Source organism: Maridesulfovibrio frigidus DSM 17176 (assembly GCF_000711735.1).
In the GTDB taxonomy this organism is placed as follows: domain Bacteria; phylum Desulfobacterota; class Desulfovibrionia; order Desulfovibrionales; family Desulfovibrionaceae; genus Maridesulfovibrio; species Maridesulfovibrio frigidus.
In genome coordinates this window covers 83,836-108,765 of record NZ_JONL01000004.1, presented here as the reverse complement: position 1 = coordinate 108,765, position 24,930 = coordinate 83,836, and the positions used below count along the sequence as shown (strand labels likewise).

Annotated in this window: 27 protein-coding genes and 2 tRNA genes; 9 read left to right on the top strand and 20 right to left on the bottom strand. The window is 41.3% G+C overall.

The features are described 5' to 3' along the window. The first annotated feature begins 15 nt into the window (after positions 1 to 15). Positions 16 to 735, top strand: coding sequence for a substrate-binding domain-containing protein (locus BR06_RS0109755; RefSeq protein ID WP_031482442.1), 720 nt, complete (start codon positions 16 to 18; stop codon positions 733 to 735). A gap of 93 nt (positions 736 to 828) precedes the next feature. Here BR06_RS0109755 and BR06_RS0109750 read toward each other — a convergent pair whose 3' ends face one another. Next, a complete protein-coding gene (locus BR06_RS0109750) occupies positions 829 to 1,707 on the bottom strand; it encodes an NAD(P)-dependent oxidoreductase (RefSeq protein ID WP_034602980.1) in 879 nt (292 codons plus the stop codon). Positions 1,708 to 1,844: 137 nt separating this feature from the next. Then, positions 1,845 to 2,435, bottom strand: a complete 591-nt coding sequence (locus BR06_RS0109745; RefSeq protein ID WP_031482438.1) for a LysE family translocator — start codon at positions 2,433 to 2,435, stop codon at positions 1,845 to 1,847. 113 nt (positions 2,436 to 2,548) lie between these two features. On the opposite strand from BR06_RS0109745, the gene BR06_RS0109740 reads away from it, so the two are divergent. Further along, the gene (locus BR06_RS0109740; RefSeq protein WP_031482436.1) at positions 2,549 to 3,901 is read left to right on the top strand and encodes an aminotransferase-like domain-containing protein; all 1,353 of its coding nucleotides are present in this window, start codon (positions 2,549 to 2,551) and stop codon (positions 3,899 to 3,901) included. A 66-nt stretch (positions 3,902 to 3,967) separates the two neighbouring features. On the opposite strand, the gene BR06_RS0109735 is transcribed toward BR06_RS0109740, so the two are convergent. From BR06_RS0109735 to BR06_RS0109725, 3 genes are all read right to left on the bottom strand, one after another. Further along, complete coding sequence (locus BR06_RS0109735; protein WP_156952697.1) at positions 3,968 to 4,486, bottom strand: hypothetical protein; 519 nt, start codon at positions 4,484 to 4,486, stop codon at positions 3,968 to 3,970. A gap of 67 nt (positions 4,487 to 4,553) precedes the next feature. Next, positions 4,554 to 4,913: a hypothetical protein gene (locus BR06_RS0109730; RefSeq protein ID WP_156952696.1), complete on the bottom strand. Its 360-nt coding sequence runs from the start codon at positions 4,911 to 4,913 to the stop codon at positions 4,554 to 4,556. Positions 4,914 to 4,976: 63 nt separating this feature from the next. Beyond that, positions 4,977 to 5,321, bottom strand: coding sequence for a DsrE family protein (locus tag BR06_RS0109725; RefSeq protein ID WP_031482430.1), 345 nt, complete (start codon positions 5,319 to 5,321; stop codon positions 4,977 to 4,979). Between the two features lie 129 nt (positions 5,322 to 5,450). On the opposite strand from BR06_RS0109725, the gene BR06_RS0109720 reads away from it, so the two are divergent. Next, positions 5,451 to 5,870, top strand: a complete 420-nt coding sequence (locus BR06_RS0109720; protein WP_031482428.1) for a GNAT family acetyltransferase — start codon at positions 5,451 to 5,453, stop codon at positions 5,868 to 5,870. A gap of 81 nt (positions 5,871 to 5,951) precedes the next feature. On the opposite strand, the gene BR06_RS0109715 is transcribed toward BR06_RS0109720, so the two are convergent. The 4 genes from BR06_RS0109715 to BR06_RS0109700 all read right to left on the bottom strand — a co-directional run bounded on the left by BR06_RS0109715 (position 5,952) and on the right by BR06_RS0109700 (position 8,504). Continuing rightward, a tRNA-Phe gene (locus BR06_RS0109715) sits at positions 5,952 to 6,027 on the bottom strand. Positions 6,028 to 6,149: 122 nt separating this feature from the next. Continuing rightward, positions 6,150 to 6,225, bottom strand: a tRNA-Phe gene (locus tag BR06_RS0109710). Positions 6,226 to 6,288: 63 nt separating this feature from the next. Next, on the bottom strand, positions 6,289 to 8,070 hold the full coding sequence (locus BR06_RS0109705) for an aldehyde ferredoxin oxidoreductase N-terminal domain-containing protein (protein WP_031482426.1): 1,782 nt from the start codon (positions 8,068 to 8,070) through the stop codon (positions 6,289 to 6,291). Beyond that, positions 8,067 to 8,504 carry a 4Fe-4S binding protein gene (locus BR06_RS0109700; RefSeq protein WP_031482424.1) on the bottom strand — a complete coding sequence of 146 codons (438 nt, stop codon included), beginning with the start codon at positions 8,502 to 8,504 and terminating at the stop codon, positions 8,067 to 8,069. Before BR06_RS0109700 ends, BR06_RS0109705 begins: the two co-directional genes overlap by 4 nt. A 345-nt stretch (positions 8,505 to 8,849) precedes the next feature. Between BR06_RS0109700 and BR06_RS0109695 the strand changes: the two genes are divergently transcribed. Further along, positions 8,850 to 9,119 carry a hypothetical protein gene (locus BR06_RS0109695; RefSeq protein ID WP_031482422.1) on the top strand — a complete coding sequence of 90 codons (270 nt, stop codon included), beginning with the start codon at positions 8,850 to 8,852 and terminating at the stop codon, positions 9,117 to 9,119. Positions 9,120 to 9,197: 78 nt separating this feature from the next. Here BR06_RS0109695 and BR06_RS0109690 read toward each other — a convergent pair whose 3' ends face one another. After that, positions 9,198 to 10,121 (bottom strand): ACP S-malonyltransferase, encoded by a 924-nt coding sequence (locus tag BR06_RS0109690; RefSeq protein WP_031482420.1) that lies wholly within the window; start codon positions 10,119 to 10,121, stop codon positions 9,198 to 9,200. A 190-nt stretch (positions 10,122 to 10,311) separates the two neighbouring features. Then, entirely contained in the window at positions 10,312 to 11,193 is an 882-nt protein-coding gene (locus tag BR06_RS0109685) for a LysR substrate-binding domain-containing protein (RefSeq protein WP_084154090.1), read from the bottom strand. A 143-nt stretch (positions 11,194 to 11,336) separates the two neighbouring features. Here BR06_RS0109685 and BR06_RS0109680 point away from each other — a divergent pair, with 143 nt between their 5' ends. After that, complete coding sequence (locus tag BR06_RS0109680; protein WP_031482416.1) at positions 11,337 to 11,879, top strand: nitroreductase family protein; 543 nt, start codon at positions 11,337 to 11,339, stop codon at positions 11,877 to 11,879. Between the two features lie 114 nt (positions 11,880 to 11,993). Here BR06_RS0109680 and BR06_RS0109675 read toward each other — a convergent pair whose 3' ends face one another. The 3 genes from BR06_RS0109675 to BR06_RS0109665 are packed head-to-tail and all read right to left on the bottom strand — an operon-like array spanning position 11,994 to position 14,664. Then, positions 11,994 to 12,353, bottom strand: a complete 360-nt coding sequence (locus BR06_RS0109675) for a response regulator (RefSeq protein ID WP_031482414.1) — start codon at positions 12,351 to 12,353, stop codon at positions 11,994 to 11,996. A 48-nt stretch (positions 12,354 to 12,401) separates the two neighbouring features. Next, positions 12,402 to 13,355 (bottom strand): phosphatase domain-containing putative toxin, encoded by a 954-nt coding sequence (locus tag BR06_RS19220; RefSeq protein ID WP_051676991.1) that lies wholly within the window; start codon positions 13,353 to 13,355, stop codon positions 12,402 to 12,404. Beyond that, entirely contained in the window at positions 13,345 to 14,664 is a 1,320-nt protein-coding gene (locus BR06_RS0109665; RefSeq protein WP_031482410.1) for an APC family permease, read from the bottom strand. Before BR06_RS0109665 ends, BR06_RS19220 begins: the two co-directional genes overlap by 11 nt. A 234-nt stretch (positions 14,665 to 14,898) precedes the next feature. On the opposite strand from BR06_RS0109665, the gene BR06_RS0109660 reads away from it, so the two are divergent. Beyond that, positions 14,899 to 16,404 (top strand): sodium-dependent transporter, encoded by a 1,506-nt coding sequence (locus BR06_RS0109660; protein ID WP_031482407.1) that lies wholly within the window; start codon positions 14,899 to 14,901, stop codon positions 16,402 to 16,404. Between the two features lie 3 nt (positions 16,405 to 16,407). Next, the gene (locus tag BR06_RS20320) at positions 16,408 to 16,503 is read left to right on the top strand and encodes a methionine/alanine import family NSS transporter small subunit (protein WP_156952695.1); all 96 of its coding nucleotides are present in this window, start codon (positions 16,408 to 16,410) and stop codon (positions 16,501 to 16,503) included. Between the two features lie 87 nt (positions 16,504 to 16,590). Here BR06_RS20320 and BR06_RS0109650 read toward each other — a convergent pair whose 3' ends face one another. Together BR06_RS0109650 and BR06_RS0109645 are read right to left on the bottom strand one after the other, a co-directional pair. Then, a complete protein-coding gene (locus BR06_RS0109650) occupies positions 16,591 to 16,932 on the bottom strand; it encodes a DHCW motif cupin fold protein (RefSeq protein WP_031482405.1) in 342 nt (113 codons plus the stop codon). Positions 16,933 to 16,979: 47 nt separating this feature from the next. Continuing rightward, positions 16,980 to 18,068, bottom strand: coding sequence for a linear amide C-N hydrolase (locus BR06_RS0109645; protein WP_034602979.1), 1,089 nt, complete (start codon positions 18,066 to 18,068; stop codon positions 16,980 to 16,982). 210 nt (positions 18,069 to 18,278) lie between these two features. On the opposite strand from BR06_RS0109645, the gene BR06_RS0109640 reads away from it, so the two are divergent. After that, a complete protein-coding gene (locus BR06_RS0109640; RefSeq protein WP_031482402.1) occupies positions 18,279 to 19,214 on the top strand; it encodes a cation diffusion facilitator family transporter in 936 nt (311 codons plus the stop codon). Positions 19,215 to 19,225: 11 nt separating this feature from the next. Beyond that, on the top strand, positions 19,226 to 19,960 hold the full coding sequence (locus BR06_RS0109635; RefSeq protein WP_235727706.1) for a dienelactone hydrolase family protein: 735 nt from the start codon (positions 19,226 to 19,228) through the stop codon (positions 19,958 to 19,960). 109 nt (positions 19,961 to 20,069) lie between these two features. Here the strand turns inward: BR06_RS0109635 and BR06_RS0109630 are convergent, their stop codons facing one another. The 4 genes from BR06_RS0109630 to BR06_RS0109615 form a co-directional block, all read right to left on the bottom strand. Further along, positions 20,070 to 21,086: an ABC transporter substrate-binding protein gene (locus tag BR06_RS0109630; protein WP_031482398.1), complete on the bottom strand. Its 1,017-nt coding sequence runs from the start codon at positions 21,084 to 21,086 to the stop codon at positions 20,070 to 20,072. 94 nt (positions 21,087 to 21,180) lie between these two features. Continuing rightward, positions 21,181 to 21,864 (bottom strand): ABC transporter permease, encoded by a 684-nt coding sequence (locus BR06_RS0109625; protein ID WP_211252474.1) that lies wholly within the window; start codon positions 21,862 to 21,864, stop codon positions 21,181 to 21,183. 88 nt (positions 21,865 to 21,952) lie between these two features. Further along, positions 21,953 to 23,647 (bottom strand): DUF169 domain-containing protein, encoded by a 1,695-nt coding sequence (locus tag BR06_RS20110; RefSeq protein ID WP_084154089.1) that lies wholly within the window; start codon positions 23,645 to 23,647, stop codon positions 21,953 to 21,955. Positions 23,648 to 24,010: 363 nt separating this feature from the next. Continuing rightward, the gene (locus BR06_RS0109615) at positions 24,011 to 24,520 is read right to left on the bottom strand and encodes a nitroreductase family protein (RefSeq protein WP_031482391.1); all 510 of its coding nucleotides are present in this window, start codon (positions 24,518 to 24,520) and stop codon (positions 24,011 to 24,013) included. Positions 24,521 to 24,930 lie beyond the last annotated feature (410 nt).

Genomic DNA, 24,930 nt, shown 5'->3' with positions numbered 1-24,930 from the left:
TAGGAGGAGATCAAAGTGATAACCCAAGTTAAAGTTTTTTCAGCAGGTAGTCTGCGCAATGCTTTACCAGCTATATTCGAAAATACTGATCTTTTGGTAACAACTACCTTAGGGCCTTCAGGGGTACTTCAGGAGCGTATTGTTAGTGGCGATTGCCCAGCTCTTTTTTTATCTGCAAACTTAAAGCATGGACAGATTCTTGCGGATTTGGGACTTGCTTCTGATCCTGTTCTGTTCACTGAAAATGAGCTGTGCTTGTTTGGTAGATCATCAGCAATGCAAAGTGATGATGTTTTAAAAAATATGCTCAATACCGAAAACAGAATAGGTACGTCTACGCCAATCGATGATCCGGGAGGCGATTATGCTTTTGCTGTATTTGATAAAACCGAAGCAGTGCAGTCCGGTAGTAGACTCATTCTAAGAGAAAGGGCCTTAACTTTGGTTGGTGGTAAAAATTCACCAAAAGAGAAAGGTCCGCATTCGCCAGTGTACCACTTGTTTGATGATGGTAGAATCGATCTATTTCTGGGCTATAAAACAACCGCGCTCGATCTTGCTCAAAAAATGACTGATATTCACATTATGGATTTGCCTCATCCACTGAAGGTCAGAGCAAAGTATTATGCAATGGTAATTGGTGAGAGCAAAGAAGGAGCTGAGCTATTGCAAACAGTGCTAGCGGCTGAATCTCAAAAGATCCTCGAATTATGCGGATTTAAAGTTCCGGTTTAATTTTAGAATAGCTTATTAAAATAAAAGTCCGGCTCCATGAAAACACGAAGCCGGACTTTTTATTTAATCTACGTAAAATTGAAACCGGCTAAATTAAACCTGATTCATTTTCTCCAGAACCTTAAATAGTCCCTGTGTTCCAAGCTCTTCATAGCCCATTGCCATAGCAGAAATATAGAACTGATTTACTAAAGCAAGCCCCGGTAAGGAAAGTTTCATGCGCTTTGCTTCATCGAGAGCAATGCCCATATCTTTTACAAAATGCTTAATAAAGAAACCGGGGTTGAAATCATCTTCGGCAATTCTGCGGCCAAGGTTATTAATAGACCAAGATCCGGCAGCTCCAGAACCGATGACATCGATTACTTTATTCATATCCATGCCCGCTTTCTGAGCATATAGAAGCGACTCAACAACTCCGATCATAGTTCCAGCAATTAGAACCTGATTACACATTTTTGTGTGCTGTCCGGTTCCTGCCTTACCCATAAGCTGAACATTCTGGCCCATGATATCGAAGAGTTCTTTTACTTCATCAAAGACTTTCTGCTTACCACCGACCATGATTGCTAGAGATCCGTTGCGTGCGCCTAAATCTCCTCCAGAAACTGGAGCGTCTAAGGATTCAACGTTTTTATCCGCTGCGGCGTCGTATATAAGCTCTGCTAAAGCAGGCTCAGAGGTGGTCATATCAACTATAATTTTTCCGGCATCAGCGTTTGCAAGTACGCCCTCTGATCCAAGAATTGTCTGCTCAACGTCAGTCGGATAACCAACGATTGTAAATATGATGTCAGCACTTTTGGCAACAGCTGAAGGAGAATCACACCATGTTGCACCAGCAGCGATCAAATCTTTAGCTTTAGCTTTTGTGCGGTTATAAACAAAGGCTTCATGTCCAGCTTTTATAAGATGCATACACATAGAGCTTCCCATTACGCCTGTTCCAATCCAACCGATTTTTTTACCCATAGTTGTAATCCTCATGCAAAATTATATATTTAAACCTTAAATCGCACTTTTTGAATGCTTTTACAGTCATCCCTAAAAATTCCATATCCTAATATTTAAGAAACGAAAACCATAACACATCGGTGCCATCCTAGATTCTACTTATACAAGGCATACAAAGTAGCCCCGACCATCAATACAACCATGGAGGAATTGATGCACAATCTAAGAGTGCGAGTACGCAACAGTCGTAATAAAGACGAACCTGCATACCCCCAAAGACTGTGGAAAAGTAAAGCCCCGCAACCAAATGTCAGAACAAAAATGCTAATTTCGAAAAGCCTAGGTGCGGTGGGATCTGCAAACTGACTGAATGCGGAAATATTCATAGCCCAATTTTTTGGATTTAATGGATGCAGCATCAACCCGTCGTATACAGTAAACGGCCTTACCTCTTCAGGTGGCTTTACATTCATCATCATTACCTTCCACGCAAGGTAGAGGATATACATAATGCTGATGATCTTAAAAACTGAGGCGGTACGAGGAGACGTCATATACAATTCCCCAAGCCCCATACATATGAGAACCCCGACAAATACTCCGCCCGTAACCATGCCTATTAAAAAAGGTATAGATTTTTTGAAACCCACACTCTGACCGAGCGCAAGCATTGCCAGATTACCGGGCCCCGGTGTTCCAGTCATAACAATAACAAACAATAAAAAAGCCCAATAATTTTCCTGCATAATAATTCCTTTTTCACTTAAAGAAGCGATCGCACAAAAAATTGTGTGCTGCGATTTGTCTGATTGTAGACATATTGTTGACATTGTATGTAGTCAATGGAATTATTGTGTGCATGACAAAATGGAACCCCACACTTGAAGATGTATCAGGCCCAAAATACCGTGCGCTGGCAGATGTAATAGAACGTGATGTATTTTCCGGTAAGCTTAAACCGGGTGATCGACTTCCTACGCACCGTGAACTTGCGGACGATCTTGAAATAAACGTCAGTACAGTTACGCGTGGTTATGTCGAAGCTGAACGGCGAGGTTTGATTGCTGGAACTGTCGGGCGCGGAACATTTGTGGCTTCTGACGCGATTATTTCGTCATCTATGGTTTCATTCGAGCCGCAAGTTCCCGGGATGATAGAATTAGGGGCGGCGAATACTTTTTATGATTGTGATCCTGATATTCAAGAGGGCATGAAAAAGCTCATCCGTAGGCGCAATTCGGATGTTTTCCTGCGCTATACAGATCCACGAGGATTGCCGGAGCACCGTGCGGCAGGTGCCGAATGGTGCAAACGGTATAACCTAGATGTAACTCCTGAAGACGTACTTGTTTGTTCAGGAGCACAGCACGCGCTTACTTGTTGCCTGACTGCACTATTTCGCGCAGGAGACAGGGTTGCATCAGACGCGCTCACTTATCCCGGCATGAAAACCTTAGCGTCTATGCTCGGAATCAGGCTGGTTCCTGTCGCAATGGATGGGGAAGGCATGATGCCGGACGCGCTTAATGCAATCTGCCGCAGAGAGAAAATTAAAGGGCTGTATATTATGCCCGGGGTACAAAATCCCACCACAGCCTGCATGTCCGCCGAGCGGCGCGAAGCAATTGCCCTAATTGCCCGCAAACATTCACTTACTATTATCGAAGATGATGCCTACGGCCTCACGGTAGAAAATTCGCTGCTTCCTGTTTCATCCTTAGCCCCCGATAATAGTGTTCATATTGCCGGACTATCAAAATCCTTGGCTGTTGGACTGAGAGTAGCCTTCATGTCTGCACCAAAAATTTTGCGGGATCAGCTAGCACACGCCATATTAAACACTGTATGGATGACACCGCCGTTAAATGCAGAACTTGCCTCCGAATGGATAATAGACGGGACCGCAGATAAGATTATCGCCCTTAAAAGAGGAGAAGCAGCAAAAAGATCTCAGCTAGCAAAAGAACCTCTAAAAGGCCTTACTTATTACGGCAAACCTACGGGATTTTTTATATGGATCAAACTACCTGAACCGTGGCGAGGCTACCTGCTTGAAGCAAAAGCACGGGAAATGGGAGTAAATCTTTTCGGGGCAGAGAAATTCGCAGTCGGCGACAGCATTGTTCCCGCCATGGCTAGAATATCACTAAGCGGACCTCGTACAGCTGAAGAGCTACTGCGGGGGATAGATATTTTGCGGGAGCTAATTTAAAAGATAGAAAGCTTATTCGCTTTCCACATCAAAATTTATACGCATATAAAATTTATACGTATCGACTTAATGCATCTCTAAAGTATGCTGACCGGCCTTAAGAGGTGTACCTCTAAGCTCCACTCCCTTTCCGTTCAATTCCGGCACCCATTGAGCATTAAGTCCCTCGGGTAAATCCACAAGAAGCGATCTTCCCCATTGAAGTTGATACGGAGAAGGATCTAAATGATCTGCATCGGCAAGGCTTGATACGACCAGAAAAAACTGAATCGCGTTGTCATGACCGAGGTCATCTTTCCATTCAAAAATATTACCGCTTTTTAGCTTTCGATCTTTATCAAAAGTTAAAATTAAAGCGATACGATCCGCTTCAGCAGTTGCGTGCACAAACTTAACCAGTTCAATCCACTGATAATTCATCCTGATGCCCATTTGAAATTCGCTGACATCAATATTTTCATATAGCCACACCATACCACTTCCCGCATCACCCATTTGGTCAGGCGGTCCCAAATCAGCCAGCAGCTCATTCCAGGATGATTTACCAGGCTCATACTCTGCTGGATTGAACGCAACTGTGTTCATACTTTCTTTCTGGATAATAGTGCACCCTGAAAAAAAGACTAAACTGAGCAAAAATATTGTTAAAAATCTACTCGCTCTCAGGCTCATAAGGCACACCTTCTTTACTGAGACTAAAATCTTCTATAACGCCATCGGCATCAAAGAAAAAAACAGCGCGGTCGTAAACGGCTTTATCTTTCGCATAGTTGAATACAAGCAGAAAAACCCCGCCCCCTTCTCTATGTTCATGCAAATAGTAAAAAACGGGCTTATCTTGAAGAGTAATAATCTGCGATGGAGGGCCGAGTGCTTTAATTACATCCGCCTGAGTCGTTACCCCTTTTTCAAAAGTAGGTACATCTTTGGACCGCCAAGTATTCTCAACCCCACTACTACGCTCATAACTCGCGCAGGCAGACAGGCCAAACATCGCCGAAAGCAATACCATTAATATCAATATCCGAATTTTCATTTATGATCCCTGCTCTTGTACTTATAACCAACTACAAAACTATATCGTCAGCAATTTTTCATTATTTTTAAGAAGGTGAGTCATCTGCTCTCCCCAATAAATAACTTCTATACCCTGCTCTTCAAGCTTCTCAGCCACACCATACATATCCGCACAGGCGCGACATGCACTAATATGTACACCACTTTCTACAGCTTTTGAAATGAGATCTTTTATGGTCTCGTTTTCTGCTGCTAGTTTTGCAGATCCACCCCAAAGGATAATGGTAACTTCCTCCCACCACCCTTTAAGTAGAGAATTTACTCCGTACATAAAAACCATCTTCTCTGCCGCTTCGACGTCACCGTTTGTCCATAAAATATATAAATGTTTTTTTTCGTTCATAACTTCTCCCATATTTACTCTTTAGCATTTGCTATTACGTGTGTTATATTTGATTATAGCAGTTCTTCCAAACCGAACTTACTTATAAAACACATAAAAGTAACCATTCAATCGAGTAAAACCTAGCCCATGCAGATACGTGAATTTAAAATAGAAGACCAAAAAGAAGTCATCAAGCTATGGAAAGAGTGCAATCTTGTTGCGCCATGGAATCACCCGGAAAATGACATTAAAATAAAAATGGAAGTAGATCCTGATTTATTTCTGGTCGGGATTCATGATGACAAGATAATTGCCACGGTAATGGGCGGATACGAAGGGCACAGAGGATGGATAAATTACTTAGCTGTTTCACCTGAATTTCAGATGAAAGGGCTCGCAAAAAAAATAATGAATTGCGTAGAAGAAAAAATTAAAGCGAAAGGCTGCCCCAAAATTAACCTGCAAGTTCGTGAAAGAAACTCTAAGGTTTTAGCTTTCTATGAAAGCCTAGGCTATGAAGTAGATAACGTGGTCTGCTTAGGAAAGAGACTGGATTCAGACAAGTAAGATTCGCACAACAATTCCAAACTACTGAAAAACAAAACAAAAAAGGGTTAAGCTTGTAAGCTTAACCCTTTAATATTCGCGTGGTGCCGAGGGACGGAATTGAACCGCCGACACGGGGATTTTCAGTCCCCTGCTCTACCGACTGAGCTACCTCGGCGCCGATAGGTAAGTCCTATCATAACGATGATTTATGTCAACTATGAAATTTAACTTAAAATATAAAACGGACCACAATAGAAAAAGCCCTTATAATAAATTATAAGGGCTATTCTTTACAGATGGTGCCGAGGGACGGAATTGAACCGCCGACACGGGGATTTTCAGTCCCCTGCTCTACCGACTGAGCTACCTCGGCGCCGCTGAGGAGAGATATCTATCGAAACCAGCCAGACTTGGCAAGTACTTTTTGCAATTTTTACTATTTTTTATCGTTTTTTTCCAATCCAAGCCTAATTAAGGCCTCTTCTGAGACTAAACCGCGGATTCTGTTGCCATATTCTTTCTTGAGTTCGGCAAGGAATATTGGATCAGTTTTACCTTTCCAAGTGGTCACTTCGTTATATCTTTTCGGAATAGTGATTGCGTCAGGATCATATCCGGTATCAAAACGCATCTTCCACCGCAGCGCCCGAACTCTTTCTCCAATCGTATCCATATTATCTGCAATTTCGGAATAACCGACAGAATGAAGACATGAAGCAAGCTGTTCATCATTATAAACGCCGCGACCAAATAGACACGCGACCATCGAAGTAATGAAAGCTCGCCCTGTTTCATCACCTATTAGGAAATCACAGATAGCGTTAACGTCTTTAGAATCGTTTTTCTGATCCCAGGAGTAGCCTCCTGAATCGAGATGGGAATGTCTGAACCCTAAAGCTTCCGCAACGTAGAAAGTCTCTCCTGTGGCATATCCGGCCATTTCCTGACCAAGTACACATGCGAAGTCTTCCCCGCCATACTTCTTGGCAGCTACCAATGATCCTTTGATGAGAGCGGCATAGAAATCATTCTCGGCCTCCCCCATATAATAGACTGCTTTTTGATATCCTTCAGCATCGCCGAAAGCGAGCGGAACAATTGTTTCCTTTTCAGTAATCAAACCCTTTTCAAAAGCCTCGGTCGCCCACGCAAGAGCAACTCCGCCCGACATTACGTCGAGTCCGGCTTTTTCAATTTCATCCATTATGGTGAGAACGTGGAATGGATCCGTTACGCCAAGCATTGAACCCGTGGCAAAAATAGGTTCATAATCGTAAGCCACCTGACGATACATATACTGATTCTGTTCCATGAACTTTTCGCGAACAAAACCTAAATGGATACAACCGACCGGGCATCCCGCACAGGCGGCATTTCTGAGCAAAGTTTCATCGGCAAATTTCTCGCCTGTGATGCCGGCAATGTCATCATCACTAGTTGCCTGCAGATTACGCCACGGCAAAGACTTCAGCTCATTAAGAGCATTCAAATTAGCGGCAGTACCAAGGTTATGATACTTACTCATCATGTCGGTACCGGTCATCTTATCGTAGACTTCATCAAAAACTTTTGAGTATTCATTACCCTCTGGCATAACAAATGAACCATCACCGAGAATAACAATACCCTTCAGATTTTTTGACCCCATAACGCCACCGGAACCGAGCCTTCCGAAATGGCGATAAGTGTCAGCATTAATACAAGCCATGCCGGATAAATTTTCACCGGCCGGCCCGATACGTAAAATGGAACGATGTCCTGAACCGGGGAACATGCGGCGAAGCATCTTGCCCGTGGCAAAAACATCCTTGCCAGCTAAAAATTGGACATCTTTAACTTCAAGATGACGCATACCTATGGAAAGGCAGGACAAGCGCGGAGCGCGTCCTTTAATGACAATGGCATCATAGTCGGCAAAGCGAATGGCGAGAGCTGAGCGCCCGCCTGCGTGGCTTTCTGCAAACTGATCATGATATGGCGACTTGAAGGAACAGACTGTTTTGCTCATGAGCGGAAACAATCCAGTAAGCGCACCAATGGAAAAAATTAACGGCTGATCAGGATCGTCCCACGGACGTGTAGGATGTCCGTAAATGCTGAACAAAAGAGCACCAAGCCCACTACCGCCCGCATATTCATTACGACCTTCAACTTTAGCGACATTGCCTTTTCCGGTAGCAAGATCGACCACAAGGACTCTAAAATAATCGCGTATCATAATGCGTCCTCCTTCTTTGCTCTTTTCGTGCTCTCTGATTCAATCATTTCAAGACACTCATGAGGGCAATATTTTACGCATCTTCCACAATGAATACAGACGAAAGGACGACCTTTAAGGTCTAAATATATAGCATCGACTGGACAAGCTTCTGCACACTTTCCGCAGCGGATGCATAAATCTTTTTTATGTAAAACTCCGCCACCCTTTTTACGGGCTTTCATTGCACCGGTAGGGCAATCTTTTGCGCAGGGTGCAGGGTCACAGGCGAGGCACACTTTTGCTACAAATCCAGTGGATAAACCACCGGAAGAAGATATTCTGATGCCTGCAGTATTCCATGACAACAGCTTATGAACTTGCCGGGCACATGCAAAGGAACAGGAATGGCATCCTATGCAACGCTCCATGCGAGAAGCGGTCAAGGTTTTCATAATAAACTCCAAATGGTTCAAATTTAATCGATTTATTTAAAAACTAAATATCTCTTTTGAATAAAGCTGTCATCAACTGTTCACACTAAAAATCACGGATACAGGTAAACAGCTTACACTTTTCATTAATAACACAGCTTGATAAAATTAAAAATATGATTCTAAAACACCACATCCTATCCACAGTTTTGTAAGCATCTAATATAGCAGCAAGAGTTCGTAAGCAGTAATTTTATTAGATTATTCTTGACCTGACGCACGATTGTTATATTATTCAGTCACTAACAACATTTTACAAATAAGATTGATGCTCCACGTTCAACATCAAACATAATGGAGGTGCTTATGAGTACTGTAGGTTCACAAATACAAGAAAAGATTACTGAGCTTTACCCTGAAATCAACAAGTTCGGGATTAAAATTTCAACAGAATTCAGTGATGAAAAGAATGAATGGTTAGTTACTATGACCAAGGGCGAGCAAACTCTGTCCACCCACATTGAGAACGCGGATGCCTTAAGGTGCATTGAAGGTGAAAAGTGTGTCTATTTCGGACACCAATTAATGGGATTCATAGACGCATACTGCTCAGGAAGTGAGGCCTGTAAGGTATAATTAGCGTCAGAACTATAAAAAAAGGGGTAGAACTGGAATTCCAGATCTACCCCTTTTTAATGTTAATTAACTTTTAAACTATTTCACTTCCCGAGCCTGCTCAAGGTTGCCAATACCTTTGCCTTCGTAATCCTTACCCTTAAGGTTAGCGACAAGAAGCTTAGTCAGAACACCTTTAGGCCCTAGCTCCAAGAAGCTTGTTGCTCCGGCTTCATACTGGTTAGCAATAATTTCAATCCAGCGCACAGATGAAGTCATCTGCGAACACATGATTTCTTTAATTTTTTCGGCATTCTTTTCAGTAGCAGCAGTCGCGTTGAAATATACAGGGAATGCGGGGCTGTTCCAGTCCATTTTCTGTAAGTATCCAGCGAATTCATCCGCAGCTTCCTGAATTAGTGGGCTGTGAAATGCTCCGCTTACAGGTAAAAGAATGGCGCGGCCTTTTTTCCCTTTAATCACGGCTCCGGCAGCATCAAGAGCTGCTTTTTCACCGCTGATTACGTACTGAGCAGGGGAATTGTAATTTGCAATTCGAAGCTCTTTGCCTGATTCACTTATGGCAACTTCTACAGCTTCTTCAACATCACTCTGAGCAAGTTTAAGAACAGCAGCCATGCCGTGATCTGCATTTGCAACCTGTGACATAAGCTTACCGCGAAGGGATACCGCTTTTAAAGTATCTTTAATGCTAAGAATTCCAGATGCACCTAAAGACGCAAACTCGCCAAGGCTGTGCCCTGCTGTTGCGATAGGTTTAATACTATCTTTGAGGTAAAGCCAGATAGATAGGTTTACTACTGTGAGCGCAGGCTGAAGAGCATCAGTTTTTGCCATATCAGCTGGAGAACCCGCCCAATAAATTTCTCTAAGAGCTTGTCCGCTCTCAGCTTCAGCAAATTTCCACAAATCCATCGCAGGCGCCCATGACTCTGCGAGATCACGACCCATTTCTAGTTCCTGTGATCCTTGGCCGGGGAAAAGTATAGAAAGATTAGACATTTAAACTCCTTTTTTTCATAAGTAAAACACGGTATATTCACCGCCACTAAATTATATTTATCACTAAAAATTGTTCTGACTAAAAATTAATATCCTAAAGCAGCTTATAAAAAGCAAATTTAGTTAGTCAACTCAAGTTCTATTTTTGAAAAAAAACTATAAACTGGTATTGATTTAAAAAAAACGGCTGCTAATAATTGCTGTATTTATGTTGCTTTTTTCTTATTTCATACTCTAAATACTCAATAAATAACTCTTTTGCAGGGACTTTCTGCTCATCATCAGTAAAAAGTGAAAGAGTATGTACAGGCAAGGTTGGAAACCCGTAACTAAGCGGAGCCTGACGAACTTCACTACCCAAAGCCCCCAAAGGAAGTACAGAAAATCCCATTCCAGCTTGAACCGCAGCTTGAATGCTGTGAACTGACGTTCCGGTAAACAACACTTCCCAGTCGCGGCCTGATTGTTCCAACATGTCAATCGCCACCTTACGAAAACCACACGGGGCAGGCAGCAAAGCAAGAGGCACAGGATCTCTTTCCGGTAATTCAATATCCCGCCCGCTTACCCATACCAACGGTTCTTGCGCTATAATACGGTTTGGACTTGATTTAGGTCCCGCTCCGGCCACAACCAGATCTAATTCTCCACGCTCGTAAAGTGGAATAAGGTTAATTCCGAATCCAGTTTTAACTTCAAGATGAACTGCCGGATAATATTTTCTAAACTTGCTGAGCAATGTCGGGAGCAAATCAGGAATAAAATATTCTGCCAAGCCAACCCTTAAGTTACCAGAAACCTTTGGCTCGCACAGACGTAAAACCGCTTCATCATGGTCTGCCAATATCCTCCGGGCATACTTCATCAACACCTCGCCCTCTAATGTGAGAGAAAGATTTTTGCGAGTTCTGTAAAACACAGAACTCCCCAATTTATCCTCAAGCCTTTTTATTTTAACGCTTACGCCTGATTGAGTTAAACCAATTGTTTCACCAGCTTTGGTAAAACTTTCAGTCTGCGCAACAGCTACAAAACAACGAAGCATATCTATTTCAAGTAGTATTGATGTCATGCAGCATGATAATAAGTCATACTAAAGATGACAACTATTAATTTGCGTCATGAGTGAATTGGACTTAAATAGTTTCTAAGTAATCTGCACGAGTCGCGCATTTGACTTAGTAATAAATCAACTTTTTTATATCGGAGAAAAAAATGAACGAAGTAATAAATAACATGTTTGAACGCCGCACAATCAGAAAATATACCGATGAAACAGTTACCGATGAAACTCTTGAGCAGCTATATAAGGTCATGGAAAGCACTCAGTCATGGGCGAATACTCAGTGCTGGGAAGTGGTGAATGTTGTTGATCCTGAAATTAGAGAACAGTTGCAAGCAACTTTGCCAAAGCAAAACCCAGCCTACCGTGCCACCGTTGATGCTCCAGTGCTTTTTGCTCTGTGCGCCAAAAAAGGAACATCAGGGATGATTGGGGACTCAATGCCGACCATCCATGCAGATTGGTACATGTATGACCTAGGTCTCATGACACAAAATTTATGCTTAGCGGCTCATTCACTAGGGCTTGGAACTGTTGTCGTAGGCTGGTTCGATCACAATAAGTGCAATGAAATTCTTAATGTCCCTGAAGGCACAGAAATAGTCAGCATAATCCCTATGGGGTATCGCAACCAGAAAGGAGCTATGCCTAAGCATAAGCCATTCGCATCTTTTGTACACACTGACAAATTCTAGACATAATCCACCTTATCAAATAGCAAAATGAAACGGCTTGAAAGGAAAACCTTTCAGGCCGTTTTTTCATAAAATAAAATAGTGGATAGCGCAGACAAAAAAACTTTATAAAAACTATTTACCTAAAACTTCCGCAACCTTCGATTCAAGCTCTTCTTTATCGATAGGCTTAACGCAATACTCATTAGCACCGTGCTTGACTGAAGCACGCGCAGTTTCAAGAGTAGGGTAACCAGTGAGCATAATCACTTTAATATCCGGTGCTTTTTCTTTCATAAGTTCAAGAACTTCCACTCCGGTCATCTTCTTGAGCTTAATATCTAAAATGGCCAAATCAACTTTATTGGTCGCGACATAGCTTATTGCCTCTTCTTCCTCAGAAAAAACCGCAACCTCATGCCCTTTACGCTCAAGAATTCGTTTAAGAAGAATTCCAGCGTCTATGACGTCATCAAGAACCAGAATATTTGCCATGATTATTGCTCCTTAAAAATCTGGTGAATAACTTACCACAACCAACGGTTACTTCTGCCATTCTAGCCAAGTCATCGGTAAGCCGTTTGGATTGGCCTTTGCGTAATCATAAAATTTGCGGATAAAATTCTGCCTTTCATGGCCAATCTCAATTTTCCATTCTTTATCAGTAGAAACTTTTCCCAGCAAACCTGACCCTCCGATCATTTTTTGACGAGCAGCCAGCGTTCCTAAATCAAGCTTATTCGCATTTCTAAGCATATCATACATAAGCATAAAGGTCGTTGTGCGCCCTTTTCCTGCACGGCAGTGAAAATGTAACCAGACATCAGATTTCAGATTACGTACAAATTTTACAAACCTTTCTACAGCAACATCAGGCGGTCTCAGGTGGTCCGTACAAGCTATCCTGATATAACCTACTCCGCGTGCCCCCATCAATTCATGTTCAGAATAGACCGTATGCGGCTTTAACTGATATTTTTTATCAACTTTGAACCCGCCATCATCATTTTTAATAATATTCATGCCGAGCTGAATTTCTTTTTGCGCACCAAGTAAAGACAAGGCTTCCTGCTCGCCGCTAGTAACTTGCGCTGAATCAAGTCCCTTGTTTCCGGAATCCCGATAGCTGAACCAACAAACCGCTGCCCCGTTAAGGTTGCCATGGAATTCCTGTCGCAAATCCACCACAGTAACAGTGGCAGGAAGGTTGCTGCGCATCACATCAAACTGATCTGCTGAAAACTGACCGCTACCGGATATTTTAAGAGTGTCCAGCCCGGTCCGCGAAGGCGAATCTGTACTATTTTTAAATGGAAAAGCTGAGGTGCGAAAATTTCGAGGGAGATTTTCTACAGCCGGAGCATCAAGAATTAAAACGGAATCATCGGCGAATGAGTTTGAATTAAATATCAATAAAATTACAAAAGAAGCCAATATCAGCTTAAATATATCATCCAATATTCGGGTCTTAATTGGGAAAAATATTTTAGCTGACATCACAAACCTTCCTTCTTGAAGTGAAAAATCTATAAATTACTTCCAATCCACATGAAATCCCGAACATACCTGCCAACACCCAAAGATGATGTCTATTTACTGGATCAGACCAAACTTGCAGACAAATGGAAACCAGCGCTCCGATGCAAAGCAAAAAGGCGATACCAGATATTATTTTACTGCTTCCTGTTTTTTCAGCAAGCTTGATATTGGCTGCGTTCACTGCAGCAAATACCAACAAAAAGCCGGAACTTGCCATGGTCGAAATAGCCCGCAGATCAACAAGATTCGCAATAAACAATGTACATGTTGAAATAAGGATTAACCCTAGTACAGGTTGCCCCATGAACATGTTTTCCAGAAAATGGGGGGCCTCATCTTCCTCAGCCATTGTATAGGTAATTCTGGAAGCACAATAAAAAGTAGCGTTTATAGCGGAAGCGGTAGCAAGAAGTGCGGCAACAGCGATCATGGTAAATCCAGTCGCACCGCAAACTTTGCGCGCTGCAGCGGCCAATGCGTAATCTGAAAAAGATTGAAGCTCTTCAGGGCTCATTACTCCAAGACAAGCTACAGCTATTAAAATGTATAGAGCTACTACTACAATTACTGATGTATAATGTGCCGCTGGTAAAATTTTAGCACGATTTGGAACATCCGGAGCTGCGTTTGAAATAAGTTCAAAACCCTCGTAATTCACAAAAATTATCATTGCCCCGGCAATCATCTCTAATGGCGGAACCCAAGTGGGAGGAGACATTGCCTCATAATTAATGCCCGTATAAAATGCAGCTCCGACAAACATAAAAAGAATTATCATTTTCAAAGCATTAATAAGATTCTCAGTTTTTAATACTTTTTCAGCTGCGGTAATATTTAAAACAGTGAGACCAATAAGTGCACCAGAGAGCAGAATGTGCTGAGCAAACTTTTGATCCTCGACCGGAAAGAAACTAGCTCCATAACCTCCAAAAGCATATGCATAGAGCGACAGAACCACTACATAACTAAGCAAAAGAAGATTATTCAAACTGCCGGAAAATAGTCCGTGTCCGAACGCTCTATTAATAAACGAGACAGTCCCGCCGCGACTCGGAAATGCAACGGAAAGCTTTGCATATGAATAAGAAGTTGAAAGAGCGACAATTCCGCCAACAAGAAAAGCAATCGGCATAGATCCTCTTGCCAGCCCCGCAGAAAGACCGAGCACAGCAAAAATTGCTCCGCCAACCATACCACCTATTCCAATAGAAACAGCCGATACAAAACCTACGGTTTCCTTACTTCCACTCTTTACTTCTTTCGCCATCTATAAATCTCCTAAAAATATCAATATATTACCAGAACAACAATCGCACCTCTCCATATGAAAAACAAGTTTTTACAATTTTAAACTCAGGTTATTAGCGTATGGACAATTCTCTAATTGTATTTTATGCGGGTCGGTATTCTTGCGTTTAACATTTTAATACACATAATTTTTCGTGTTCCGCAGAATATATACTAAATAAGTTATCTTTTCTTGAAAGGAGTTCTAACTAAAATGGAAAAAAGAGAAACATGGGGTTCACGGTCCGGCTTTATTTTAGCCGCTGTAGGATCTGCAATCGGCCTGGGTAACATTTGGCGCTTTCCTTACATGGTTTATGAAAACGGAGGCGGAGCGTTTCTTATTCCTTATTTTGTCGCCATGCTTGCCGCTGGTATTCCATTCATGATTCTTGAATTTGGGCTTGGGCAAAAATTTAGAGGATCAGCTCCCAAAATATTTTCTTCTATTTCCAAACGCTGGGAATGGCTTGGATGGTGGCAGGTAACGGTCGCCTTCATCATCGACACCTACTATGTAGTAGTAATTGCATGGGCTATGAACTATTTGCTACTGGCATTTACTCAGGGCTGGGGAGCATCACCGAAGGAATTCTTCTACGGAGATTTCTTAAATCTTACAAATTCACCGACAAATCTCGGGAATATTCAGTGGGGCATTCTGGCCGCTACTGCTACTGCATGGTTTTGTACTTTCCTTGCTATTTTTACCGGAGTTAAAAAAGGTATTGAAAGAGCTAACAAAATATTCATGCCACTCCTTTTCATACTGGTTTTCATATTCATCGCTCGTGGGCTTATGCTTCCCGGTGCCATGGACGGCCTCAATTGGTTATTTAAACCAGACTTTTCCGCTCTGCTGAAAGGTAAAGTATGGGCAGCCGCATTCGGTCAGATTTTCTTCAGCCTCTCCATCGGCTTCGCAATTATGCTGGCCTACTCTAGTTATCTTCCAAAAAAATCAGATATCACCAACAACGCCTGCATGACTGTATTCATCAACTGTGGATTCAGCATACTTTCAGGTATCATGATCTTCAGTGTTTTAGGTTACATGGCTCTGCAACAGGGCGTTCCTGTTAGTGAAGTAGCTGGCAAAGGTGTTGGCTTGGCCTTCATAACTCTGCCTACAGCAATTAACCTGATGCCTGCTCCGGTCTTCTTCGGTGTTATGTTCTTCTTAGCACTTGTTGTAGCCGGACTATCTTCCATGATATCCATCACCGAAGCTGTGGTTTCTGCGATTATTGATAAATTGCACACTAGTCGCGAAAAAGCCGCTACCATATTCTGCGCAGTTGGTTTCTTAGTCAGTGTAGTATTCACCACAGGTGGCGGACTTCTGTTGCTTGATATTGTCGACCATTTCGTAAACAACTTTGGAATTCTAATCGGCGGATTTATTGAGATCATCTTTATCGCATGGTTCTGCGATCTTGAAGGTCTGCGACTGCACATTAACAGCACCTCCGAGTTCAAAGTCGGCGGAGCATGGAAAGCTTCCCTGCGCTTCATTGTTCCAACGATGCTCGGATTTATGGTTATTACCAACTTTATTGGTGATATTCAGACAAATTACGGTGGTTACTCCAACACTGCCATCATGATGTTTGGCTGGGCAACTCTATTTATATGTTCAATATTCTCAATGATATTTACACGTAAAGATTACGCCTTTCAAAAATATTCCGAAAACACCAGCTTCCTCAGAAGGAGATAGACAATGACTACAGGCGCAATAATCATGATGGTTTTCGGTCTAGTTATCACTTGGGGCGGCGCAATAGTTTGTTTCAGAATCGCTCTTAAAAACAAATAGTACCCATTCATAAATACAAGCAAAAAGGCCGTTCCAGATGGAACGGCCTTTTCTAATATATACTACTGAATTCTTCAGATTAGTTTGCTAATCCACAACAAATAAAGTTGCTCCACCTTCAGTATATGACTGATGTGCTTCTGCGTTATCCGCAACTTGATAGCTCATTCCGGGAGTCAGCGTAAACTTTCTACCATCTTCAAGTGTTGTTTCAAGCTGCCCTGCCATACAAAACAATACATGCCCTTTACTACACCAATGATCAGCTAAGTACCCAGCCGAGTACTCTACCATGCGCACCCTCATCTGATTATCAGAAGGACCGAATAAACGTGTTCGCCAGTAAGCGACACCAGTTTCTCCCTTATGCTCTGTCTTTTCGACATTATTCCAATCAGTGGTGCAAAAAGGAATCTCATCCATCTTCATATCATTCTCCCAAAATCATTACTTACGGCAGTAAAATTAACCTGCGCCTATTTCAAATTCTTGCTAACATCCTTAGCAAACTCACCAGTCATGGATATAGACTTCACTTTCTTACCGGTAAAATCAACATTTTTCATATCAACTGAAAGCCATGATAATCCTTCGTAATCACAGAAGTAATAAACTTTATTGGCAAGGTCTGAAACTGTAGTCCATAAAGTATGATCATAAAGTGTTTTACCATTTTGCACTTCTTTCGAAAATCCTTCGACAATATAAAATGCATTCATAATACGCACAGCCTGCTTAACAGCTGCTGCTCCGTTTTCACTGGGTAAAACAGATGAAGTGTACACCGCAGCGCGAACAAACCTTGATGGCGGAGTTATGTCTCCGGGAAGCCCGTGCATACCTGAACCCTGCCCGAATGGAGCGATGGATTTGCTTTTAACATCTAAAGGATGAACATTTGTTGCGGATAAATTTACGTAATTTGAAAGGTTCGTTTGATGCCAATCAAAAGTAGGTGAATTGGTAATAACACCCAGCATATTTTCATGAATATTTAGCTCACCCTTTACATATTCAACAACAACGCTTCCGCCAGATGAATCAGTAATTGAAAAATGATATGTCGGGTCTGCATCCGTACCAGCGAGAGGAGCTCCCCAGACTTGCACTGTTTTTAATGCCGCCACAGCTTCATCTACAGTTGCAAATGAGGTAAGAAGCCACACAGGAACTTCCCATGATGCCAGTGCTGGAACTCCAGACTTAGATTTCTGATATTCAGTGTATTCAGGAAGAAAGAACAGACCTACGTGAAGTCCTTTTTCATTCATACCATCCAAAACAATTGGCTGACCAAATACATTCGATCCGACCACACCGTATTTACTTTTCCAATTTATTCCTTTTACATTCTTCGGAGGCGTACTTTTATAAGCCATTCCGCGCGGAATGGTAATAACCTTTGATTCCAAAGACTCTGCCCACTCCAGAGTTCTGGCATAAACAACATCTTTATTTTTAGCTTCGAGAGTGATTCCAGTACACGCTTGTGCCGGAAAAACGGCCATAAAAGACCCCATTATTGCTAATGCGCATATTGAAACAAAAGATAAAATCAAATTCATAATATTCTCCTTATAAAAAAACTAACGAACTGTTAATATTTTTTAAGAACATATATAACCGTGCGCTCCATGGAAAGATATTTATACAATTAACCTTTACCCATCGCCCTATAAGTTAAATATCCTAAAGCACCTTGCTAAGGGCAATATTCCAGTGGTAATTATCTCTAATTGATCATTAAATTTATTAACCATAATTAAGTTGAAACTATGTCAGAATCACCTAAAAAATATATTTATTATTCCATTGCCGCTTCTATAATAACTCTGATCCTTAAATTCTGGGCATGGCACATCACTGATTCCGTGGGGCTGCTTTCAGACGCCATGGAAACAGTAGTTAATCTTGTGGCTGGAATCCTTGCTTTGGGTGCACTGACCATGGCCCTTAAACCTGCCGACCCCAACCACACCTATGGTCATGGTAAAGCTGAATATTTTTCAAGTGGGGCAGAAGGAATGCTGATTCTAATTGCCGCCGTGGGTATTATATATGCTTCTATCGATAGATTCATATCTCCCTCCGTTCCTACAAATTTAGGCTTCGGTCTAATTATAGCTATCCTATCCTCGGTGGTGAACTTTGTTACCGCCAAGATCATGCTTAAGGGAGCTAAAAAACACGATTCAATTACACTTGAAGCTGACGCCAAGCATCTTTTAACGGATGTTTGGACCTCAATAGGGCTTGTACTCGGCCTAGGTGTCATGCTCTTCACTCCGCCATCTTGGGCGATTCTTGACCCCATCATTGCCGTCATAATGGCAGGAAATATTATTTTCACCGGTTTTTATTTAATTAAAAAATCATATTCTGGATTGATGGACAACGCACTCCCACAATCTGAACTTAATATTATTGATAAAGCCATCAGAGATTCCGCTGGGCAAGAAACTATCTACCATGGACTAAGGACCCGCAAAGCAGGATCTCAAAGGTTCATCGACTTTCACCTGCTTCTACCCGGTGAAGTAACCATTAATAAATCACACACCTTATGCAATAAAATCGAATCCTGCATCAAAGATGAACTCAACAACTGCCGCGTAACAATTCACGTTGAACCTGAAGAGGATAAAGCTTCATACGATTGCGATGAAGTCGGCGGATTATGCGGATTTATGATTAAAAATAATAATTCTTAGAGATGCTCAACGTGGAAAAATTTCAAAAAGTGATTCACGAAAGAATTATTCATCACGAGCACACTGGGACCAAACTTGAAAGCGTTCTTGTGCTGCCGCAAGGGACCGGACCATTCCCCACTATTCTGCTAATTCATGAATATACAGGTTTAAATGAACCCACCTTAGAGCACGCAAGACGACTATCCCGTGCGGGTTATGCAGTATTCGCGGCAGATTTTTACGGACCAGACAACAGACCCCAAAATGTTGATGAGGCTAACAAGTTTCACCGAGTTTTCCGTGATGACCGTTTACTAATGCGAGAACGCGCAAAAGCATTCTTTGAGGCCCTTATTGCACAGCAGGAAGTGGATATTACAAGGATTGCTGGTTTAGGATTTTCGTTCGGAGGGGGCGCGGTTCTTGAACTGGCTCGTTGCGTTGATCAAGGTAATATAAATTCAGAATCCGCATTAATTGGAGCAATCAGCGTTTACGGATATTTGGACACAACTCATCCCGCAGAGCGCGGTAGAATTAAAGCTGAAGTAATCACTATCCATGTGGAAAATGATCCTGTGGTGCCCGAAAAACACGCTGAAATGTTTACCAATGAGATGGACGAAGCTGAAGTAGAATGGTCGATGATTCGTTTTAATAACGTCCAGCACGGCTTTGCAAATCCTGATAATCCAGAATTTGATTCAAATAGAGCCGAGGAAGCGTGGGATATAATTTTGAAGGCTTTGAAGGAGTGGTTTTAGCAAATATATCTAAACTACTATCAATATATTTTTTGTATTAAAAAAGCCCGTCATAATGACGGGCTTTTTTAATAGCAATATTTTTAAAGAATAAAGATCACGACAAATACTATTTAATATGCTCTTTTGCCTTCTTAATGAAAGTCTGGTCAACAGAAGCGGACATTGGAATATCTTTTTTAATCACGCCGTTCGCAATACAGAAATCAACAACTGCGCGGTATCCTTCCTCAGAAAATTGACCATCCTCAGACAGACAGCGTCTAAGAACTTTGATCAAAGGAGCGTCAATGTTTCTGCCTGGGAAGAACGGAGATACCACTTTAGCTACTTCAGCATCGCTATGTGCATTCTGCCACTTGATTGCCTTGTATACAGCATTAGTAAAGCCCTGAACAACTTCAGGATGCTCTTTAATATACTCATCGCTTACTTGAACTACAGTCGCTTGAAAAAGCTCTGATCCATAAATCTTTTTATGCTGCGCTGGGTCTGTTGCATCAACAAGGACATTCCCGCCTATTTCATCAACCTGAACAAATCTTGTGGCTCTCACGTAACCACCATCAAGATCACCTTTACTCATGGCAACAAGCTCAGCACCATAATTAAGATTTGCAAAAGTAACTTCCTTATCAGGATCAATGCCCGCATTTCTAAGAGCTGTTTTTACGAAATAATAAGGAGCAGAACCCGCCATTCCTCCGAAAACAACTTTACCTTTGAAATCTTTAATATCCTTAAGTCCAGAGCGGGAAACAAAAGTATATGGCTGGCTATCCAGAGTAGTCAGGATAACTTTACTTTCTTCACCTTTATCAAAGGCCATAAGTACTGGCTCAAATCCAATAATACAAAACTGAGCATCACCATTCAAAAGACTCATCAAAGCAACAGGACCATCCCTAAATGTAACAAACTTTGGATCAATACCTTCGTCTTTAAAATATCCAAGTTCCTGAGCCAGATAAATAGGCAACCATCCCTCACCACGTACAGCTTCAGCAAATACTACTTTTGTAAGCTCTTTTGGCTTTTCAGTATTACTGGCTTTTGCACACACAGACATCGACAAAAACATTGTCAGCATGATCACAACAACAAATGAAATTTTACTTCTAGTCATCCCTAACTCTCCTGATTTTTAATGTTAATATACAATATTCAATTATAGTTTGCGTAAAGTGGTCCACCCCCTGACCAACTCTAGCTAACAACCGTTAACAATTATTGGGCCGCCATCTAAGCAGGCGGGCCTCGCAATATTTTAACCCTTTATTAAAAAGCAAACCTATGAGCAGAAGTGTCAGAATACAGGACATAACTCGATCGACTTGATAAGTGGTGGTCGCATACTGAACCATCCAGCCAAGCCCTGCGCTTGCCCCCATATATTCGCCTACAATGGCACCTAATAATGATGCTCCTATGCCTCCACGGACACCTGTGATTATCCACGGGATACAAGACGGAAGCGTTACTTTCATAAATATTTGAAAACGGTTTGCACCCATCAATTTAATAGCTGCCACAATATTTGAATCGATAGATCTAATACCTTCAAAGGTGCTGAAAAATACGAGATAAAATACAAGAATGGCGGATAAAAAGACTTTAGATTCGATGCCCAGCCCGAACCAGAGAATAAATATTGGAGCTAAAGCAAGTTTTGGAATTCCATAAAGCGCGGAGATAATCGGTTCAAATAAATCAGCTAGCCACTTAATTCTGCCCAGCAGAACGCCGCACGAAATTCCTGCTATAGTACCGAATAAAAGCCCTAAACTAGCTTCCTTTAGTGTTATTCCTAAATGGATAAAAATTTCGCCGCTCATAATGAAATTATAGAAATCAATAAAAATAGCAGAAGGTTGGCTGGCATAAAATGTTTTAATAATCTTCATATTCGCACCTATTTCCCAAAAAATAAGTGCAGAAGCGACAATAACAAAAATTAGAATTCTGTTTCGAATTATTTCAAAATTGCTGTCGTTACTCATTATTTATCCCCTTGGAGGATTTAAGAACTTCAGCACTAAGGTCGTGCCAAATTTGTTTATGAAGTTCGATAAAACGGTCTGTAAATTTAGTTTCAACAACAGACCTAGGACGAGGTATGTTAACCTCATATTCTGATTTTATTATAGCGGGGCGAGCTGTAAGAAGGATAACCCGGTCGGAAAGTGTAATAGCTTCAGTCAAATCATGAGTGACCAGAACAATAGTTTTTTTATGTTCCTGCCAAATTTTTAAAATATCTTCCTCAAGTTCATCGCGAGTCTGGACATCAAGCCCCACAAAAGGCTCATCCATAAAAATAATATCTGGATCGTAGGCAAGAGTACGGATTACAGCCGCCCTTTTTTTCATGCCTCCTGAAAGCTCAAATGGATAACTTTTTTCAAACCCATTCAGCCCAACCTGCTTCATCAATTTTTCAGCAATTATCTTTCGTTCAGCTTTAGGAACTCCGCGCATTTCTAGCCCTATTTCGACATTTCCCTGAACAGTTCTCCACGGCAAAAGAGTATCAATCTGGGATATATAACCTAGATTGAAGTTACTTTTATCTCCGCTCTTTCCATGAAATATAATATTTCCAGAGTCAGGTTTTGAAAGGCCTGCCATAAGGCTGAGCAGTGTACTTTTCCCACAACCACTCGGGCCAACAATTGTCACGAATTCCTGATCGTAAATATCAAGGGAAATGTTATCAACAACGTGAATTTTTTCGTTACTTTTCAGTGAATGCGCTTTGCTCACATTTTCAACTGAAATAGATAAATTTTCAAGTTTATCAACCGCGCAAAATGGTTTCGTAGAACTTTCTATATTTTTTGATTTTGGGGATACTTTAGAGACTTCTAAGTGTTTAGATATTGAGGATATTTTAGATACCGGAGGTGAATAATATGCTGTTCCAAGCTGAACATCCATTTTCATGTTCATTTCATCAGCGCGGTTCATAAGCGCTTGTTTCTTTTTATCTGATTCAGTGGAATTAATGGTGCTGATTACACCTTCTACCGTCTCTACGAATGCGCTGTAAGGCAAACTTACACCAAGCTCTCCATCTTCCCATGCACAGGTGTAGCGAGTGTTTGAGCAAAGAAGTGAAACATTTATTTCCTGAGTCTGATGTGGCCGAACTGTCAGCTCAGCGCAGACTCCCTGCATTCCCATGCTTCCCATAGGCTGAACAGGTCCAAAATTATAAATATAGCCCTGAACCAGACGCATGGCCTGATTTGGATCACATATTGAAATAATTACGTGCGGAGGGGTTGTGCAGGTAGAAAGCGGACGAAGTGAGAACCCATAAATTTTATCTTTCATCAAGCAGACTTCTGCCGCTGTTTCTTTAGCGCACTGAACGTCCCTGTATAATCCCAGTGACTGGTACCTTTTTCCGGACCTAAATTCTTCGTCAACAGGAGTAAAGACGAGTGCGCGCTGAGCGCCGGGACAACTCACATGTTCAAATTTAGCTTTGCGAGCATGTCCAAGAGTCATCATTCTAACCATGGCACAATATGATGTTGGTGCCTTAATTTCCTGATCATCAGCTAAGTCATATTCACTTTGGCTGTAAAAAAAAGTAACCCCCACAAGTTGCCGTTTTAATCCGAGTGCACAACTAAGTTTTTCACTGTAAGCTTTAAAATCTATATACTTATTATAGTTCATAATTATTCATCCTCGTAAGTGAGCAACTACACGGATAATTTAAAATAAAGAAAATTAGCTTATACAAAATTAATCAATGCCATGGCCGTATCTGGTAGACATTTTCTACATGCTAAATAAAACACAATAAAAGTTATTATTTACAGTTGTTTATCACTTATAAAAATATAAAACCAATTGTTAATATGGATAGCTTGAAACATTACATATCAGCGTAGGTAATATGAGATATTCAGAATTATAATTTTAGACAAAAAGATACAGTACAAGGTGCGATAAAAGAGCTCTTTTAAGGGGCATCATATTTTGGGCAAAAAAAAGCCTCGCATTATGCGAGGCTTTATGAATTTATGTTTGATCTTTCTACCAACTATTCTTGTGAACTCGATCTTCTTTGTAACGATCTTTATATTTTTGCTCATGCACAGGCCAGCCGATTACAATAAGACTTAGCGGAATAACATTTTCCGGCAAATTAAAATTGTCGGAGAATCCTTTAACTCTTTCTTCCACGGGATAAATGCCCGTCCAAACGGCGCCTAGACCTTTTCCATGAGCAGCCAATAACAAATTCTGAGTTGCAGCGGAACAATCCTGAACCCAATATCCGGGATATTTTTCAAGGCTCAAATCCCCACAAATTATTATGGCTACTGGCGCATGCTCTGCCATTGCGGCATATTGGCTATACTCTTTAACACCGCTAAGTTTCTCGTGATCGTCAACAACTATAAACTGCCAAGGCTGAGCGTTACCCGCGCTTGGAGCAACCATTGCCGCACTTAAAAGCTCTTTTATCAATTCTTCAGATACTGGCTTATCTTCGTACTTTCTGACACTTCTTCTGGTGTGAATTGCTTCCAATACTTCCATGGTATCACGCTCCGAATTTGAAGTTATTTGAAATAATTTTGCTTAGAACTTAGCTTTTTAGCGATAAAAAAAACAAACTTTAATACTCTTTATTTGAAATATAAATCTCAATATACATTCAAATTTTGTTAGCGCAAGTGCATAAACCCAAATTTTAGAACATTCAATAACCTTTCAAACATCCATATTTAAAGAATAATTTTAATTTATATTTTTAAAAATAAAACCTTATAAAAATATTAATAATTGTCCTTGATTTTAATTCAATTTATTATATTATAAAAATAATTGTACGCCCTTACTCAGATTGATTTTGTTGTACAACCCTTTTGGCAGTGCCGGGACCCCCCTCATCCCCCCGGCACTGCCTTAATTTTTTGCATGCCGCATCTTTCTTAATCCTTGACGAA

What these genes read in the sequence shown, in the direction of transcription:
- BR06_RS0109750 (WP_034602980.1), bottom strand. Translation starts at nt 1,707, where the DNA reads ATGGGTAAAAAAATCGGTTGGATTGGAACAGGCGTAATGGGAAGCTCT.
- BR06_RS0109745 (WP_031482438.1), bottom strand. Translation starts at nt 2,435, where the DNA reads ATGCAGGAAAATTATTGGGCTTTTTTATTGTTTGTTATTGTTATGACT.
- BR06_RS0109740 (WP_031482436.1), top strand. Translation starts at nt 2,549, where the DNA reads ATGACAAAATGGAACCCCACACTTGAAGATGTATCAGGCCCAAAATAC.
- BR06_RS0109735 (WP_156952697.1), bottom strand. Translation starts at nt 4,486, where the DNA reads ATGAACACAGTTGCGTTCAATCCAGCAGAGTATGAGCCTGGTAAATCA.
- BR06_RS0109730 (WP_156952696.1), bottom strand. Translation starts at nt 4,913, where the DNA reads ATGGTATTGCTTTCGGCGATGTTTGGCCTGTCTGCCTGCGCGAGTTAT.
- BR06_RS0109725 (WP_031482430.1), bottom strand. Translation starts at nt 5,321, where the DNA reads ATGAACGAAAAAAAACATTTATATATTTTATGGACAAACGGTGACGTC.
- BR06_RS0109720 (WP_031482428.1), top strand. Translation starts at nt 5,451, where the DNA reads ATGCAGATACGTGAATTTAAAATAGAAGACCAAAAAGAAGTCATCAAG.
- BR06_RS0109705 (WP_031482426.1), bottom strand. Translation starts at nt 8,070, where the DNA reads ATGATACGCGATTATTTTAGAGTCCTTGTGGTCGATCTTGCTACCGGA.
- BR06_RS0109700 (WP_031482424.1), bottom strand. Translation starts at nt 8,504, where the DNA reads ATGAAAACCTTGACCGCTTCTCGCATGGAGCGTTGCATAGGATGCCAT.
- BR06_RS0109695 (WP_031482422.1), top strand. Translation starts at nt 8,850, where the DNA reads ATGAGTACTGTAGGTTCACAAATACAAGAAAAGATTACTGAGCTTTAC.
- BR06_RS0109690 (WP_031482420.1), bottom strand. Translation starts at nt 10,121, where the DNA reads ATGTCTAATCTTTCTATACTTTTCCCCGGCCAAGGATCACAGGAACTA.
- BR06_RS0109685 (WP_084154090.1), bottom strand. Translation starts at nt 11,193, where the DNA reads ATGACATCAATACTACTTGAAATAGATATGCTTCGTTGTTTTGTAGCT.
- BR06_RS0109680 (WP_031482416.1), top strand. Translation starts at nt 11,337, where the DNA reads ATGAACGAAGTAATAAATAACATGTTTGAACGCCGCACAATCAGAAAA.
- BR06_RS0109675 (WP_031482414.1), bottom strand. Translation starts at nt 12,353, where the DNA reads ATGGCAAATATTCTGGTTCTTGATGACGTCATAGACGCTGGAATTCTT.
- BR06_RS19220 (WP_051676991.1), bottom strand. Translation starts at nt 13,355, where the DNA reads ATGTCAGCTAAAATATTTTTCCCAATTAAGACCCGAATATTGGATGAT.
- BR06_RS0109665 (WP_031482410.1), bottom strand. Translation starts at nt 14,664, where the DNA reads ATGGCGAAAGAAGTAAAGAGTGGAAGTAAGGAAACCGTAGGTTTTGTA.
- BR06_RS0109660 (WP_031482407.1), top strand. Translation starts at nt 14,899, where the DNA reads ATGGAAAAAAGAGAAACATGGGGTTCACGGTCCGGCTTTATTTTAGCC.
- BR06_RS20320 (WP_156952695.1), top strand. Translation starts at nt 16,408, where the DNA reads ATGACTACAGGCGCAATAATCATGATGGTTTTCGGTCTAGTTATCACT.
- BR06_RS0109650 (WP_031482405.1), bottom strand. Translation starts at nt 16,932, where the DNA reads ATGAAGATGGATGAGATTCCTTTTTGCACCACTGATTGGAATAATGTC.
- BR06_RS0109645 (WP_034602979.1), bottom strand. Translation starts at nt 18,068, where the DNA reads ATGAATTTGATTTTATCTTTTGTTTCAATATGCGCATTAGCAATAATG.
- BR06_RS0109640 (WP_031482402.1), top strand. Translation starts at nt 18,279, where the DNA reads ATGTCAGAATCACCTAAAAAATATATTTATTATTCCATTGCCGCTTCT.
- BR06_RS0109630 (WP_031482398.1), bottom strand. Translation starts at nt 21,086, where the DNA reads ATGACTAGAAGTAAAATTTCATTTGTTGTTGTGATCATGCTGACAATG.
- BR06_RS0109625 (WP_211252474.1), bottom strand. Translation starts at nt 21,864, where the DNA reads ATGAAGATTATTAAAACATTTTATGCCAGCCAACCTTCTGCTATTTTT.
- BR06_RS20110 (WP_084154089.1), bottom strand. Translation starts at nt 23,647, where the DNA reads ATGAACTATAATAAGTATATAGATTTTAAAGCTTACAGTGAAAAACTT.
- BR06_RS0109615 (WP_031482391.1), bottom strand. Translation starts at nt 24,520, where the DNA reads ATGGAAGTATTGGAAGCAATTCACACCAGAAGAAGTGTCAGAAAGTAC.